General features: G+C 47.4%; 15 protein-coding genes. 2 read left to right on the top strand and 13 right to left on the bottom strand.

All coding sequences use genetic code 11. From position 1 onward, the window contains the following. Positions 1-51 precede the first annotated feature (51 nt). Positions 52-261, top strand: a complete 210-nt coding sequence (locus NST47_RS01445; protein WP_076237553.1) for a hypothetical protein — start codon at positions 52-54, stop codon at positions 259-261. Here the strand turns inward: NST47_RS01445 and NST47_RS01440 are convergent. From NST47_RS01440 to NST47_RS01415, 6 genes are all read right to left on the bottom strand, one after another. Further along, positions 230-1,033, bottom strand: a complete 804-nt coding sequence (locus NST47_RS01440) for an MBL fold metallo-hydrolase (protein ID WP_076237554.1) — start codon at positions 1,031-1,033, stop codon at positions 230-232. The two genes, NST47_RS01445 and NST47_RS01440, sit on opposite strands and share 32 nt — an antisense overlap. Before the next feature lie 23 nt (positions 1,034-1,056). Then, the gene (gene yycI, locus NST47_RS01435; protein WP_341153619.1) at positions 1,057-1,812 is read right to left on the bottom strand and encodes a two-component system regulatory protein YycI; all 756 of its coding nucleotides are present in this window, start codon (positions 1,810-1,812) and stop codon (positions 1,057-1,059) included. A gap of 45 nt (positions 1,813-1,857) precedes the next feature. Beyond that, positions 1,858-3,174 carry a YycH family regulatory protein gene (locus tag NST47_RS01430; RefSeq protein ID WP_341153618.1) on the bottom strand — a complete coding sequence of 439 codons (1,317 nt, stop codon included), beginning with the start codon at positions 3,172-3,174 and terminating at the stop codon, positions 1,858-1,860. Beyond that, positions 3,171-5,012 carry a cell wall metabolism sensor histidine kinase WalK gene (walK, locus tag NST47_RS01425; protein WP_341153617.1) on the bottom strand — a complete coding sequence of 614 codons (1,842 nt, stop codon included), beginning with the start codon at positions 5,010-5,012 and terminating at the stop codon, positions 3,171-3,173. The genes NST47_RS01430 and walK overlap by 4 nt, the downstream gene beginning before the upstream one ends. A gap of 3 nt (positions 5,013-5,015) precedes the next feature. Further along, on the bottom strand, positions 5,016-5,732 hold the full coding sequence (yycF, locus tag NST47_RS01420; protein ID WP_341153616.1) for a response regulator YycF: 717 nt from the start codon (positions 5,730-5,732) through the stop codon (positions 5,016-5,018). A 228-nt stretch (positions 5,733-5,960) separates the two neighbouring features. Further along, positions 5,961-7,718, bottom strand: coding sequence for a peptidoglycan DD-metalloendopeptidase family protein (locus tag NST47_RS01415; protein WP_341153615.1), 1,758 nt, complete (start codon positions 7,716-7,718; stop codon positions 5,961-5,963). A 175-nt stretch (positions 7,719-7,893) separates the two neighbouring features. Here NST47_RS01415 and NST47_RS01410 point away from each other — a divergent pair, with 175 nt between their 5' ends. Beyond that, positions 7,894-8,172: a hypothetical protein gene (locus NST47_RS01410; protein WP_341153614.1), complete on the top strand. Its 279-nt coding sequence runs from the start codon at positions 7,894-7,896 to the stop codon at positions 8,170-8,172. Here NST47_RS01410 and NST47_RS01405 read toward each other — a convergent pair. The 7 genes from NST47_RS01405 to NST47_RS01375 all read right to left on the bottom strand — a co-directional run bounded on the left by NST47_RS01405 (position 8,169) and on the right by NST47_RS01375 (position 15,735). Beyond that, the gene (locus tag NST47_RS01405) at positions 8,169-8,915 is read right to left on the bottom strand and encodes a hypothetical protein (protein ID WP_341153613.1); all 747 of its coding nucleotides are present in this window, start codon (positions 8,913-8,915) and stop codon (positions 8,169-8,171) included. The genes NST47_RS01410 and NST47_RS01405 overlap by 4 nt on opposite strands. A 158-nt stretch (positions 8,916-9,073) precedes the next feature. Further along, positions 9,074-10,357 (bottom strand): adenylosuccinate synthase, encoded by a 1,284-nt coding sequence (locus NST47_RS01400; RefSeq protein WP_341153612.1) that lies wholly within the window; start codon positions 10,355-10,357, stop codon positions 9,074-9,076. 146 nt (positions 10,358-10,503) lie between these two features. Further along, positions 10,504-11,847 (bottom strand): replicative DNA helicase, encoded by a 1,344-nt coding sequence (gene dnaB / locus NST47_RS01395; RefSeq protein ID WP_445667435.1) that lies wholly within the window; start codon positions 11,845-11,847, stop codon positions 10,504-10,506. A 47-nt stretch (positions 11,848-11,894) separates the two neighbouring features. After that, complete coding sequence (gene rplI, locus NST47_RS01390) at positions 11,895-12,344, bottom strand: 50S ribosomal protein L9 (RefSeq protein WP_341153610.1); 450 nt, start codon at positions 12,342-12,344, stop codon at positions 11,895-11,897. After that, positions 12,341-14,305 carry a DHH family phosphoesterase gene (locus tag NST47_RS01385; RefSeq protein WP_341153609.1) on the bottom strand — a complete coding sequence of 655 codons (1,965 nt, stop codon included), beginning with the start codon at positions 14,303-14,305 and terminating at the stop codon, positions 12,341-12,343. Before NST47_RS01385 ends, rplI begins: the two co-directional genes overlap by 4 nt. 22 nt (positions 14,306-14,327) lie before the next feature. Continuing rightward, positions 14,328-15,248 carry a DUF2232 domain-containing protein gene (locus NST47_RS01380; RefSeq protein ID WP_341153608.1) on the bottom strand — a complete coding sequence of 307 codons (921 nt, stop codon included), beginning with the start codon at positions 15,246-15,248 and terminating at the stop codon, positions 14,328-14,330. Positions 15,249-15,318: 70 nt separating this feature from the next. Next, positions 15,319-15,735 (bottom strand): CBS domain-containing protein, encoded by a 417-nt coding sequence (locus NST47_RS01375; protein WP_076237566.1) that lies wholly within the window; start codon positions 15,733-15,735, stop codon positions 15,319-15,321. Positions 15,736-15,941 lie beyond the last annotated feature (206 nt).

Below are 15,941 nucleotides of genomic sequence, written 5' to 3'. Positions count from 1 at the left end.
CGGACTAGACTAAGTATATAACCCTTGAATCCGGAAAGGACGAACCCTCCCATGAATCGTATTAATCAGCATTTGGACCAGGTCAATTGGATTGCCCAGCTTGCCGATCTGAAGCATGCCCATTACCATAACAGCCTGCTTGTTACAGCTCTTATCGAGCTGCTTGTCGAGAAAGGAATTATGACGGCTCATGATATTGCTGTGATGTCCGCCGAGCTTGATAAGTCATTTACTCCTCTTCCAGCCGATCCCAAGCTGTAGCACGGTCATAATACGTATCCATCAGCCGGGCGCGGTGATCATCAGGAGCTAACCGCTCCTCCACCATCTGGCTGACCGTCAGTTTGGCTAAATCCATCATATTATGGTCGCGGCTCAAATGCGCCAAATACACACGTTGGGTTTTCTCTGTCATCACATCACACAAGCCGATACCGGATGCCTCATTGGATAAATGCCCGATATCACTCAAAATACGACGTTTTATATTCCACGGATATTTCCCGACGCGCAGCATCTCGACATCGTGATTCGACTCCAGCACCAGCACGTCGCTATCGTCGATTTGCTCCTTCACCTTGGGGCTCATATAGCCCAGGTCCGTTGCCACACTCAGCTTTTGATTCTCGTGATAGAAGCAATAGCCTACCGGCTCGGCAGCATCATGCGAAATCCCGAACGATTCCACTCTCAGCTTGCCCAGATCCAATACACCGCCTGTTTCCATCACACAACGTTTGTCATTAGCAATCCCGCCTATCAGCCTATCAAGCTGCTCCCAGGTCTTTTCATTGGCATAAACCGGCAAATCATATTTGCGAGCCATCGCTCCAAGACCTTTGATATGGTCGGAATGCTCATGCGTCACGACAATCGCATCCAGATCGGCGCCAGACAAATCCTTTTCGTTCAACAGCTGCTCCACCCGTTTCGCACTCAAACCGGCATCAATCAGCACCTTGCTATCCTCGGTTGCCACGATCGTACTGTTCCCCGTGGAACCACTTGCTAACACACTAAACCGTATTCCCATCTAACTAGCTCCCATCTGACCCCTTAACCTGATGCATTGCTTTTATTTTTCTGCGGCGGCTCAACAGCCCCGTTAAACGCATGCACATAATAAATATCTCCGTTACCCAGCGTTACCCGCCAATACGGAACCAGGAACATCGTCTGTGAATCAAACACTTGGCCATGATAGCCAAGCTTAATGCTGCTCACTACTGAACCGCTTGGGAAATAAGTTTCGATTAAGCTGCGAAGCACCGTATAAGGAGAGATTACCTTTTGCTCCTTCTGGGCACCTGTCAGCTGATCCTCCACATACCCCTGTCGGTAAGCAGTTACCATCCCGTTTTGCTCAATCAATTCAAGCCTTACTTCGAACATCGGCAGTGTCCCATACAGCTGATGAAATACATACTGCTCATTAGAGCTCATCACCGGATCGTATTGATACTTATCGAGATTCGGGATGGCGGCTCGCGCTGCCACATTATCCTTGGAAGATCCTTTAGTTGCCAATGGGTTATACTTGAACGGAATCTCGAGATTGATCTGCTTATTCGAATTTCCCGGCTCTGTAAACCTGACCACAATCTCCTTCAGACGGGGCACTTCCTTCGGAAGCTCTGCCGATATCTGAATATTTTTACTTTTCAAAAGCCGCTGAATTTCCTCTGCTGCGCTCGTCGTATTGGCATCGAACTCCAGCAGGTCGGAACGGGTCGTCCAAAGCTGGTAGCCGAGCACAGCATTCAATATAAAGAATGACACGATGAGAATCATTTTGGCCCGGCCCCAGTCCATCGCTTACCCCCTTCTCGGCTTAACCGCTTGCTGCACACTTCCGATCTACTCCAGAAACTCATAGCTTCCATCCCGCAACTCCACAGCCCAAGCGGGTATCAGATCCATCGATTGATCATTCACAACGGTACGATATCCGGGAAATACGGAGATCACTGAATTCTTTTTGCTATATTCATTCAGCTTCTCATCCAGCGCATCGCCGCCGATAATCGTCGTTTCCTTATTGCTTATGCTGCTCATATCGGGAATAATCGTCGATCGCTCATAGCTGGCGACAACCCCTTTTTGCACAATAATTTTCATCGGTCCGAGCGTGTACATACGCTGATCGATCAACGGCAGCGAGCCATAATATTGCCGGAAAATAAAAGGCTGATTGCCCGGCAGCAGCCGCTGCGGAACCTTTTGCAGAGAGTACACTCCGTTCCAACCGCCATGCTGATTCACGAATTGAACGGCTGACAACAGATTTTCCTGCAAGCCCTCTTTATTGTCAACAGCCGTTGCTGCTGCGACCGGGTCGGAATAGGTCATCCACCTCTGGTCGTTTTTGAGCTGCAGGCCTCGCTTGGCGTCTGTATAAATTTCCGAACCGTCGCGCTCTGAGAGATTACGGGTAATTGCCGGATCCACGAAAAAGCTTCGCTTTAGCTGATCTACGGTGAACTGCTTGAACGGCAGTCTTACCTCGGCAAACGTAATAGGCTTCAACGGCAAATAATAATCCCCGTTCGTTGTTTTATAAGGAATCATCACTTCCTTGCCGCTTGCATCCGGCTTCTGCACCTCGGTTACAAACCGTTCAATATCCTTGCCGGAAATATCTGATTTCTGCACCTCATACACGAGATTCGGTATATCGGTGAACAGTACCGTCCTTACCTCATCCTTGGTTTCCTTCGTAAAAATCCAGATTTTAGTGATAGTATCATTTTCAAGCGGCATTTCACCCTTAAGCTGCATAACCCGTTGCAACACATTTATCGGGATGCCATCACGAAATTTCACTTCAATGCCTTGCTGCTTGTTGCGTACATCATCCCAATTAATGTTCAAGGCGCTCAGGTTCATTTTACGAAACCCATCAAGTGAACGCTGATTTACGCCCTCTACTACCATCCGATAATCAGCTGTTCCCCGATACAGAACCGTATGCTGCAGGTTACCCAAATGCAAAACAACCTGATCCGGAAACAATAAATCCTCCAGCACCGCCTGTGAGCCGATACGATCCGTCTTCACGTATTCGTCCTGTACCAAAGGATCAAAATTGGGGGAGCTGTAGGATAAAAAATAGCTTTGTACGAAACTGAGTCCAACAAGCAATATGAGCGTGGCCGATTTCAGCGTCTCCATCATAGTACAGCAGCCTCCTCATCCCCAGGGTACGGCAGCGTAAATGTCACTTTCGTTCCCTGACCAAGCTCCGAATCCAGCCATACATTCCCACCATGCAGCCTTACTATTTCCCGGGCAATCGAGAGACCAAGTCCTGTCCCGCCCATGTTACGCGAACGAGCCTTATCCACACGGTAAAACCGTTCAAATATCCGGCTCAAGTCCTTCTTTGGAATCCCAATTCCGTTATCCTGCACAGCGATCTCCAGCATATCCGGTTCAGGAAGACGAGCCCCAAGCCTTATATGTCCTTGCTCTGACGTATACTTAATGGCATTGGACACCAGATTATCGAGCACCTGATCGATCCGGTCGCGGTCAATCTTGATTTCCTCCAGAAAAGGGGCTACCTCAATAACTATCTTGATTCCCCGCTGCTCCAATTGAAACGAGAACCGGTCTGCCACCTCTTCCAGCATCTCGAATACATTCGTGTATTCCTTGCTCAGTGTCGCCTGCTTCGAATCCAGTCTGGACAGCTGGAGCAAATCGGTTACAAGCCGAATCATGCGCTCCGTTTCGTTACGGGTTACACTAATGAATTTGCCGGCCAGCTGCGGATCGTTGATAGCACCATCCTCCAAGGCCTCCACATAGCTTTTAATCGTCGTCAGCGGTGTCCGCAGCTCATGGGATACATTCGCTACAAACTCCCGTCTGGAGTCCTCCAGCTTCTCCTGATCCGTTACATCCTGGAGCATCGCTATCGTACCGGAGCGACCTTTTTCCGTATTGGACAGACCTGTAAAGCTTAGCTTCACGGACAGCCGTTCTTCCTCATCATGCTCAATGTGCAGCAGCAGCGTCGGGTCTTCGCCGAATTCGAACTGTCGCAGCACGTCCCTTGAAATACCGAGTACCTCATGCAGCTGTCTGCCCAGCGTTGTGTCCTCATTCACCTGCAAAATCTGCTTGGCACGCCGATTAATCACAATAACCTTGCCATCATCGTCCGCAGCAATCAAGCCATCATTCATATTCGTGAGGATCGAGGCCAGCTTTTCCTTCTCCTCTTCATTCAAGGAAAGTGCTTCCTTCAAGCGTCCCATCATAAAATTAAACGTCTGCCCCAGCTGCCCGATCTCATCCCGTCCGAGTACTGGCACCTCCGCATTAAATCGTCCTTCAGCGACAGCCGTTGCCTGCTTCGTGATTGCTTTGATCGGGTTCGTAATGGTAGCTGACAGCATCACGCCAAGAATCGCCGTCAAGGCCAGCGCCATCAGCGTACCCGTGATCAAAAAACGATTGATTAAATTCATCGGCTTATACATTTCTTCCATGGAAGCAATAATATAGACCGCGCCGTTCACCTTGACGCCCGTACCTACAGGCTTGGCAATGATCATCTTGCGCACACCGTCAAAGTCGGTAAACATCCGCTGGTTATCCTTAATTCCCTGTAAGGCACGAGTAACCTCAGTCTGGATATTCTTCTGATTCACAACCGCCTGATGGCTCGCCATCGACGTCGACAGCACAATCCCGTTGGCATCGATAACCTGAATCTCCGCATTGCTGATCGCAAACAAATTATTGACGACATCATTGAGATCGGCATTCGTCTTACGTGCTTCCCCCGACTTCGTCTCTTCATTGTTCACAGATAAGTAAGGCTCCACATATTGGGCCAGCAGCTGCGCCTGCGTGTTATGGGAATTAATAAATTCGGTTTTAAAATAGCTCTCCAGCGTCCGGGTAAAGTAGACACCGATCAATTGCATCGCAATGACAATCAGCAGCACATAAATAATAATCAGCTTAGCCTGGATCGATTGAAAAAACCGAAGACCTTTCATGGATCAAAAGCTCCCGGTCTTCGGATTACGCATCATATATCCGAGTCCACGGCGTGTCATAATATATTCCGGCCGGCTCGGGTCATCCTCGATTTTCTCACGCAGTCTGCGAATCGTAACGTCCACGGTGCGCACATCTCCGAAGTATTCAAAGCCCCATACAGCCTGCAGCAGATGCTCCCGGGTCATCACCTTGCCACTTTGCTTGGCCAAATATTGTACCAGCTCAAACTCACGATGTGTCAGATCCAGCGGCTGCTCTCCCTTGTACACCATATACATATCGCTATCGATAAATAAGTCATGGATCTTAAAGCCTTGGCGGGCATCCGATTCCACAGGAGGTGCCAATTGCACCTTCGTCTGTCGGCGCAAATGCGCCTTCACCCTTGCCAGCAGCTCCCGGGTTCCAAATGGTTTGGTAACATAATCATCCGCTCCCAGCTCCAGCCCCAGTACCTTATCAATCTCGTTATCTTTTGCGGTCAGCATAATGATAGGCGTGTTCAGCTTCATTCGTACCTCACGGCACACATCCATACCATCCTTAACCGGAAGCATCAAATCCAACAGGATCAGGTCCGGCTTCTCTTCAAAGGCAAGCTCTACCGCTCTGCCCCCATCATAAGCGCATATGACCTCATGGCCTTCCTTTTCCAAATTAAACTTTAATATATCCGCAATCGGTTGTTCATCATCGACAACGAGTATTTTCGCCATCCTTACGATCACCGCCTGTTCCTTCTCAAATTCACTATCTGTATCTTACCACATCCTGAAGCGAGGATAAACGGCTGTACCTGCTTTAGACCGTCAATTTACACATCATGGTAATAAAAAGAGAGATAACGAGCAGCCTTTCGCTGTCGGTTATCTCTCAAGCTATCATTCATAATTCCAATAACATATAATTACGGTTTTGGGGAATATCCTTAACCTGTATAAGTGCTAACGACTCAAATATTTCGATGGATTCTCGGCGGTATCATTTTTTTGCACCTCAAAGTGCAAATGTACACCTGTTGAGTTGCCGGTACTGCCCATGTAACCGATCTTTTCGCCTTTTTCTACGATTTGCCCGACTTTCACATACATTTGACTCATATGTCCGTACAATGTTTTGTAGCCATTCATATGATCGAGAATCACATGATTGCCATAACCGTTATCATAGCTCGCATATACGACCTTTCCGTTATCCGAAGCCAGAATCGTTTTGTTCGGCGATGTTAGATCCAGACCTTTATGAAGCGCTCCCCAACGGTAGCCGAATGTACTGGTAATACTGTAGGATTGAACCGGCCATGCAAATTTACCTGTACCTTGGCCTGTAATGACCTTCGTACCCTTGCGCACAAGCGCCTTGACTGGCTGCACGACAACTTCCTCGCCCTGGACAGCTTCCTCAATGACCAAGCCATTCACTTTTGTAACGAGAATCGTGATTTTTTTCATGCCGTTTTTGCCTTGCCTCAACGTCTCGTCTGTGCCCAGCATCACGCTGCTGTCCTTTTCGAAATCCGTATCAAACTGAATCTCCTGGTTTTCCACTATCTTCTCAACAGTACGAACCGCTAATGTAGGCTGCAGCACGGTTAAATCAAGCTTTTGGCCTACTTTTAGTTTATCATCTACGATCGTAGGGTTATTTTGATAGATGACTTGCTTGGATATATTAAGCTTGGTTGCGATGCAGGAGACACAATCGCCCTGTACCACTGTATACTGTACCGGCTGCACATCTCCGGTTTCCAGCTTTTTTCTGAGCTCATCGGGATTGACTACATCCTGAGGCTGAATCGGAATATCGTGAAGCTCTACCTTTTGCACAAACTCTATCTTTTGCAGCTCCCCCGACTCTACGGGTGCAGCCGCTGATAGAATCCGAACCTTAGCGTCCTTCTTCTTATCGAGTACGTTCGTCTTGATCTGCTCCAGAACCTGATTGGCGGTTTCCTGATTCTTTACAACGCCTACATTTTTACCGTCAACCAACAGCTCGGTTCCGATCGGATAGGCTGATATATAGCCTGTGAGCTTGTCCAATACTTCCTTATCATTGGTTTTTGCCATGAAAGCCTTTTCAGCACTATATGTGACCATAGGCTCCTGAACTACCATTCTCAAATCTTGTTGACTGCTAGCTAATTCTTTAACTTTAGCCGCCTCATATTGCTCAACCATAGATACATCAGACACGACACCAATCTCTGTTCCATTCACGGACACATGATAGATCTGGTTCATATTGCTAACAATATAATGGTTACCACCCCATACTACTGCCGTAATCACACTGGCAACAGCTGCCGTCTTGACTAGGGTCCACTTATGTCCAAGCCCAAGGATTCCTTTTGTTCTATGTATCGCTTCTTCAGTTGCCACTGACGCCAATACTTGCTCGGTTTCCACGATTTCTGCTGCTGATAAGGTATCTGTACCTTCTACGTTCTCTACCAATTGTACGGTTTCTATCGATTCTGATGTTTCTACTGCTTGTACGTTCTCTATCGATTGCTTAGAATCTACCGATTCTACGAGTTGGATTGCTTCTGCGGGTATATGTGATTGTTCATGTTCATTCGTCGATGCGGCCGATTTCAGATGACGCTTTAAGTTCAAATTGCGTAACGGGTTATTGGTAAGCTTCTGCTTCGACTTGTCCAGCAGCTCCTTAGCCCAGCCCATTCCTTTTAAAACACTCATGTTGTTCTCCTTTAACTTGTTTTTTGCCAAATACATAAACAAAACTTAAGTAGGCACACTAATGAAAGCCGTAGGCTCCTAATCAATTTAACATAGGTTAACTGTGAATTTCAACACATTTGTAAAGGAGATTGTAAACGAAGGTCGAAACATGACGGGGGTGTGAAGCCATTAAATGGAAAGTTTAATTGCCAGTTTTAGCAGTCAGGCAGATATGGAATCCGCGATCCGCTTACTGAAAGAGCAGGGAGTAATCGATATTAACATGCAAGCTGGGGATTTGGCTGCAGACAATGGGGCAGAGTCAGCGATCCCGAGCTTGTCGAATTCTGCATCCGAACCCACCTCAGGATTCATGATGCAAGTTGTTGTCGAGTCATCGCGACTCCGCCAAACGGAGGATACGATTGCGAAATATGGAGGCATTGCAGGACAAGCCGGGGTGGAAGGCTAAGGTTTGATCATACCAAGAAGCTGGGAGAATTCTTCCGGCTTCAAATAATTTTTGAGGATCTTCTCAATTTCACTCAGCTCACTGGCTGTGATTCCATCCTCCATCATACTGGAAATGTGCTGAATTTCAGTCTGAGGGACTCGGGTAAGCAGCAGCTTGAAAATCTGATTCTTATCCTCGTTCGAAAGCTGCTCCTTTTTCTTCGTGAACTCTTCTCCGGAAACGACCACTTTGCCACCTGAACCTATATCTGTACTTCCATCCACTTTGAGACTGCTGCTCAAACTGTTCGATGAAGCTTCAGAAACCGCTCCAGTATTTGGCTTAGCCAATTCACTGCCAGCTTCAGAGGAATTCGGGGTATTGGTCGAGCTTCCTGTGTTAGCTTGATTTTCCGATTTGCTCTCTTCCTTCTTGTCAGTACCCTGTTGATGTCCAAATACAGCTATCGCATCATTCGGTGGTGTATCACGGTTCGTGCCTGTTCGATTATCAGGTTGTGTTCCTTTTGGTGGAATTTCGTTCTTACCCTCCGCAAATAAGTGATAGCCTTCCGCTTGTTTACCCAAATGAGCAATAAATTGCGACCAGCTTGGTGCTGTTAGTGTACTTGATTTCAGTTCATATTGATCAAGAACCATATCGACATAGGCATTCATGACTGTGAATGTACACACTACACATACGATAGAGGTGATCATGATGCTTACTAGCAGCTTGATCATACCTTGAATTAGTTTCATTGATTATCCGCTCCCGCCATTCAGTTCTCAGCAGCTGCTAATACAGCTTGCTTCCTTCAGTATGGACGGCTTTGCGCCAAATCAACCCATTTCAAGCAAAAAATCTCTCAAAACCTGCAAAACAGGCCTTGAGAGATTGAATAGAGCAAGCTTTAAAATTAGAAAATTTCATGTACCAAATTCGTTTGCTCACGGTTACGGCCTACAGAGAAAATCGAGATCGGAATCCCGGTCAGCTCTACAACGCGTTCGATATATTTACGGGCATTTACTGGCAAATCCTCAAGCTTCCGAACGCCTGTAATGTCCTCGCTCCAACCTGGCAGCTCCTCATAGACAGCTACACACTCAGACAGCATTTTCAAGCTGGCCGGGTAGTGCTCGATCGTTTGACCGCGATATTGATACGATGTGCAAATTTTTACAGTTTCCAGACCTGCCAATACGTCCAGCGAGTTCAGGGATAATCCTGTAATACTACTTACTCTGCGCGCATGACGGATAACTACACTGTCAAACCAGCCCACACGGCGAGGACGACCTGTTACCGTACCGTACTCGTGGCCTTTTTCACGAATCCAATCACCGATATCGTTGTTAAGCTCGGTTGGGAATGGACCGTCGCCTACACGTGTCGTGTAAGACTTGGCAACCCCGATAACCTGTTGGATTTTGCTCGGTCCTACACCCGAACCGATACAAACACCACCTGCGGATGGATTGGATGATGTAACGAATGGATAAGTCCCTTGGTCGATGTCAAGCATAACGCCTTGTGCGCCTTCAAATAATACTTTCTTATCAGCATCGATCAAATCGTTCAGGATGACAGAGGTATCGGTTACATAAGGACGAATCCGCTCTGCATAGCCCAAATATTCAGCAATAATTGCTTCTGCATCTACAGCTGCTGCGCCGTATACTTGCTCGATCAACACATTTTTTTCGGCAACAACCTGACGTACACGGTTCGTGAATTCCTCAGCATCCATCAAATCGGCAATCCGGATACCGTTACGAGCAGCTTTATCCATATAGCAAGGACCAATTCCCTTACGTGTCGTACCGATCTTGTTATCACCCTTGCGGTCTTCTTCCAGACCATCAAGCAGCAAATGATACGGCATAATGACATGTGCGCGGTCACTAATTTTCAAATTGTTCGTAGTAAAACCATTATCATGAATATATTGAATCTCTTCAAGCAGCGCGCCTGGATTAATTACCATACCATTACCAATAACGCACACTTTATTTTCATAAAAAATGCCTGAAGGAACCATTGTTAATTTGTACTTTTTTTCATCAATCAAAATCGTATGACCCGCGTTGTTACCACCCTGGTAACGTGCCACCACTTCTGCAGACTCAGCAAGAAAATCGGTAATTTTACCTTTTCCTTCGTCGCCCCATTGGGTTCCGACAACCACAACCGTTGACATGCAATCTAACCCCCATCAGGTGAAAGTTTCACCTATAATTAGCCAAAAAGGCATAAAGCACCTTTAGTATTCTAGCAGTTACTTGATCTAAAGTCAATAAAAACGAACGTTTGTACAGCTTCGTGTTGAAATGTTCGTCCATTGGTTTATCGGCCTGCTGCTTCCTGATGCGTGCGGTCCAGCCCGACAAATTTATTATAATTTTTCAAAAAGGCCAGCTCTACCGTTCCTACCGGACCATTCCGCTGTTTGGCGATGATGATCTCGATAATGTTCTTTTTTTCGGATTCCTTATCATAGTAATCATCACGATACAAGAAGGCAACGATATCGGCATCTTGCTCAATGGAGCCCGATTCCCGTAAGTCCGACATCATCGGACGTTTATCCTGACGCTGCTCGACACCACGACTCAGCTGGGACAATGCAATGACCGGTACATCGAGCTCACGGGCAATTTGCTTCAAGGTACGGGAAATTTCCGATACCTCCTGCTGCCGGTTATCGCCTTTGCCGCGGCCATGAATCAGCTGCAGGTAATCGATCAGGATCATCCCAAGTCCCCGCTCCTGCTTGAGTCTGCGGCATCTTGCACGAATATCCGCAACCGTCACCGACGGGGAATCATCAATGTAGATATTGGCTTCCGACAGGGAACCAATCGCCATCGTCATCTTTTCCCAATCCTCAGCCTCCAAGGAGCCCGTCCGCATCCGAGTCGCATCCACGTTCGCTTCCGCACAAATCATCCGCTGTACCAGCTGTGGAGCGCCCATTTCCAGACTGAAAATAGCGACCGTTTCCTTCTCCCGCACACCGACATTTTGCGCAATATTCAGGGCAAATGCCGTCTTTCCTACCGATGGACGTGCGGCAACGATGATTAAATCCGAACGTTGAAAACCGGAAGTCATTTTATCCAGATCCTGGAATCCGGACTTGACACCGGTAGTCCCGCCTTTATTGTTATAAAGGTATTCAACCTTATCAAAAACCTCCATTAATACATCACGAATCGCGATGAACCCGGTTGAGGAACGGCGCTGGGAAATTTCAAGAATCTTCTTCTCTGCTTCACCCAGCAGCTCAGCCACATCGTCCGTACTGGCATAACCATCCGTAACGATGTTGGTAGCCGCCCGAATTAACCGCCGCAGCATCGACTTCTCTTCCACAATCTGTGCGTAGTAGTCGATGTTGGCCGCAGTAGGCACCGCATTGGCAAGCTCAGATAAATACTTGATCCCGCCGACTTCCTCCAGTTGCTGCTTATTTTGCAGCTTGGACGTCAGCGTGATCAAGTCAATCGGCTCATCCTCCTCAGCCAGCTCCAGCATCGATTCAAAAATCCGCTGGTGCGACGTGCGATAGAAGTCGTCACTATTGATCCGCTCCATCGCAGTGACGAGTGATTCGCCGTCAAGCAAAATAGCGCCGAGCACGGCCTGCTCGGCTTCCAGATTTTGCGGAGGGATACGATCCAAAAACATGCCCTCGTTCAATGATTTCCCCTCCTGGGCACTTCCATCAAGAAAGTTTACTTATCCTCACTCACATGAATCTTCAGTTTAGCGGACACTTCTGTGTGCAGCTTCACACCAACCTCTGTCACACCCAACGTACGAATCGGCTCGTCCATGAGAATTTTCCGTTTATCCAGCTTCAGCTTGAACTGCTTTTCCAGCTCCTCAGCTACCTGCTTGCTTGGAATGGCTCCAAACAAACGGCCATCCTTGCCTGACTTCGCCTTCAATTCCACGGTTAACGATTCCAGCTTGTTCCCAAGCTCGACAGCATCTGCCTTCTCTTGCTCCTTCTTGCGCTGCTCAGCCTTCTTCTGCTGGTCCAGCATTTTCACTGAACCTTCGTTAGCGGCAGCTGCCAGCTTTTGTGGCAGCAGGAAGTTCGTTGCATACCCCTCGGAAACCTCTTTAATATCGCCCTTCTTGCCTTGACCCTTAACGTCCTTTAATAAGATAACTTTCATTCAAAAAGCCCCTCCTCAGCATTCATCTCATTTAAAATTCCTTTTAGCTTCTCAGCTGCTGCCTCAAGCGTCCCTTCAAACTGCGTAGCTGCATTCGTTAAATGCCCGCCGCCACCCATCCGCTCCATGACAACCTGTACATTCAATTGTCCCAACGAACGGGCGCTAATACCGACTAATCCATCAGGTCTTTCACTAATGACGAATGAGGCCGACACGCCGGTCATCGTTAGCAGTGTATCGGCTGCCTGAGCAATCAGCAGCTGTGAATATTTACGGTTGGGCTCCGTTACGGCTAGTGCAATATGTTCATAAATGACCACTGCATTCTTAATGACATCCGCACGCTGGATATAAGCCTCCAGATCCTCCTTCAGCAGCCTTTGAATGAGCGAGGAATCCGCTCCATTGCGCCTTAAGAAGGAAGCCGCCTCAAAGGTACGGGCACCCGTACTGAGCGAAAAGCTTTTCGTATCCACGACAATACCTGCGAGCAGCGCGGTGGCTTCAAGCACACCCATTGTCAGCCGATCGTTAAAATATTGCAGCAGCTCCGTCACCAACTCGCAGGTCGAGGAAGCGTAAGGCTCCATATAAACCAGTGTCGCATCCTGAATAAATTCCTCACCGCGCCGATGATGGTCAACGATAAATTTACGATTCGTCAGCTGCAGCAGCTTCGGCTCGGCTACCATCGACGCTTTGTGGGTATCAACAACAACAGCCAGCGACCGTTGATTCGTGATCTGCATCGCCTGCTCTGGTGTGATAAACCAGCGGTTCAGCTTCTCGTCCTCATAGATCGTTTCCATCAGCTTCTGGATGGAAGGGTTTACCCCTTCGAGCACAATATAGCCTTCCTTATTGCTGACATGGGCCGCTTTCAGCACACCGATAGCCGCGCCAATCGAATCCATATCCGGATATCGATGACCCATAATGATAACCTTGTCACATTCCTTGATCAAATCACGCAGCGCATGGGATATTACCCTCGCCCGAACCCTCGTTCGTTTCTCAACCGCATTGGACCGGCCTCCATAAAAGGATAACCTTTCACCGATCTTCACAGCAACCTGATCGCCGCCGCGGCCGAGCGCCATATCCAGACTTGTCTGCGCCAATTGCCCCAGCTCCGTTAAGGAGTTGTTGCCGGAAGCGATTCCGATACTTAAAGTCAGCTGCAGCTTGTGCTCGATTGTCAGATCACGGACCTCGTCCAAGATTTCAAAACGTGACTGCTCCAGCATTTTCAGGCCCTTCTGGTCAATCAGTATCAAGTAACGGTCCGAGGCCGTACGACGTAAATACACGTTATACTTTTGCGCCCATTCGGTAATCTCACCGGTTACCTTGGCCATCATGATACTTCTGGATTGATCATCCATGCCTTGTGTCGCTTCTTCCAAATTATCCATCATAATAATACCGATCGACAATCGTTCTTCCTCATAACGTATGGATAGTGTTTTGTAGGCCGTAATATCCGTCACATACAGCAGTCGCTCATTCGGCTTTACCTGCACCTGATAAATGCATTTGCCAAGGGTAATCTCGACCTTGCCTACATCCTTGTCCTTACGGCCTTTCAAGATCGGGAACAATTCCAACAAGCCTTCACCGATCAGAGAGTCCTTGCCGACCATTTTGGCCACAAACGGATTGTGCCACTCCACGATCTTTTCTTCGTTATACAGCAAAATGCCGATAGGCAATTCATTGATCACCTCATTGCCTGCCCGCTTGATGCGGTGGGACAATGTCGTTACGTATTTATTCATATCCTTACTGAATGCCTGCTCGGCCCTCATCGTAAAAAATCCGAGAATCAGGCATGCGAGCAAGGCGATCACACCAACTACCCATTGAAAGAGCATGAGCACAAAAATTAATATCGTCATTACAGCAAAAATCCATACGATATGCGCGCCATGCCATCGCTTTAACAGGAACTTCGGCATCCCTTTCGCCCCTAATCCAATCTTATTTTCGAGTCACACGTTCACGGAGCGGAAAAGCAGTATCGAACACACCCAGCAAACTTAATATAAAGGGTGCAAAAAGCAATGATACGATAATTCCGCAAATCGGCAAAACCCGGTTCCAACGTTTATAGTGAGCCAGGAAAAACAGAAAGGAAATGGCCTGCACCGCGAACAAGAACGACAGCATAGGCAGCAGGTTAATCAGGATCGTGAATAGCATTGAGCTCGTGTCTCTTACAAAAAACTCCATGAACAAAGCGATTACGTAATACCATACTAACGATTTGTGAAGTTTCCAATCACGAATGGGTCGAAACCCATGAATATGCTCGCCTGATCGATTGAGCAGCTTTCTGGCTGCCCAGTGCGTCACTAATACGATAAATAAAGAAATCCCGATCATGTAGAGAGGAAGCATATGACTTGCGATCTGAACCAGCATTTCTTTATCCATGACCAGTGAATTTTGCAGGTAAGCAGGCATCATGCTTATACTTTCCAACATGAACATTTTCATTTTTTCAATCAAATTAATTCCAAAGGCATAACAGACTACCAAGCTAAGCAGCATCTCCGCCAGCAGGGTGAGTGTTCCCGCAGTGACAACATTTCGCGCTGGTGCGCCTTTTCTGTATTGATTGCCCATTTGGAAAACGGGGGGTAAAAAGAATATGGATACGGCAATAAGCATGACAGCAACCCATCCCACCATCAGTAAGGAGGTTACCAGATAAACGACAATCAGACTAATTGCGTAAATTACTAAAAAACGTTTCGTATCCAGCTTCACGTACTGTACCAGCAGTGGCACCATCAACAAGCAGATCGTAATGCTACTGACTAGCGGTACCATTATCGACAGCAATAAAACAACCGTCGCCAAGCCCCAACCCAGTAATCCCAAGGAACCGTTCCTCAATCCGTTCACCTCTTACACATATGTTCTCACCTTTAACCTGTTAACGATGACTTGACCATTATAACACATCTCACACCTTTTGTTCTGCCTGCCACAACTTGAAGCAATAATCAATAATTTCTCTTCTGCGAATGATTCCGATAAAAACCTCATTGTCATCGATCACCGGAACATAGTTCTGGTTGGTTGCGAGCAGGATCAGATCCTCCATCTGTTGATCAATCCGGACCGGTTTGATCTCCACATGCTGAGCAACATCCTTCAACAGGACTTTGTGCGTATGGTCAAATCCGATTTGCGGCTCACGTTTGAGCTTCCACAATAAATCGCCCTCCGTAATCGTTCCGGCGTACTTGCCGGCATCGTCGATGAGCGGAACTGCCGAATACCGATGGTATTCCATTCTTTCTAGCGCTTGGCGCATCGTGGAATTCGGAGATAAGTAAATGACGTCTTCTTTAGGAACAAGAAAAAACGCGATGTTCACAAAACCAATCCTTTCCTGACTGAAATCACAGTATATCCTATCTACTTCATAATACACTATGACGCAATTAGAAGATATACAACTAAACCCCTTCTATATTTAACAATAGTAGACAATAGCAGGCTCACCCATTCCGATTATGACCGCCAAGCCACCCTATACGGATAGTAAGCGCGTACCCGGATGCGAGAACATATACCAAGAAA

It is taken from the genome of Paenibacillus sp. FSL H8-0034 (assembly GCF_038000305.1).
GTDB lineage: Bacteria > Bacillota > Bacilli > Paenibacillales > NBRC-103111 > Paenibacillus_S.
The sequence above is the reverse complement of the archived record's forward strand: the minus strand, read 5'-3'. Positions and strand labels throughout refer to the sequence as shown.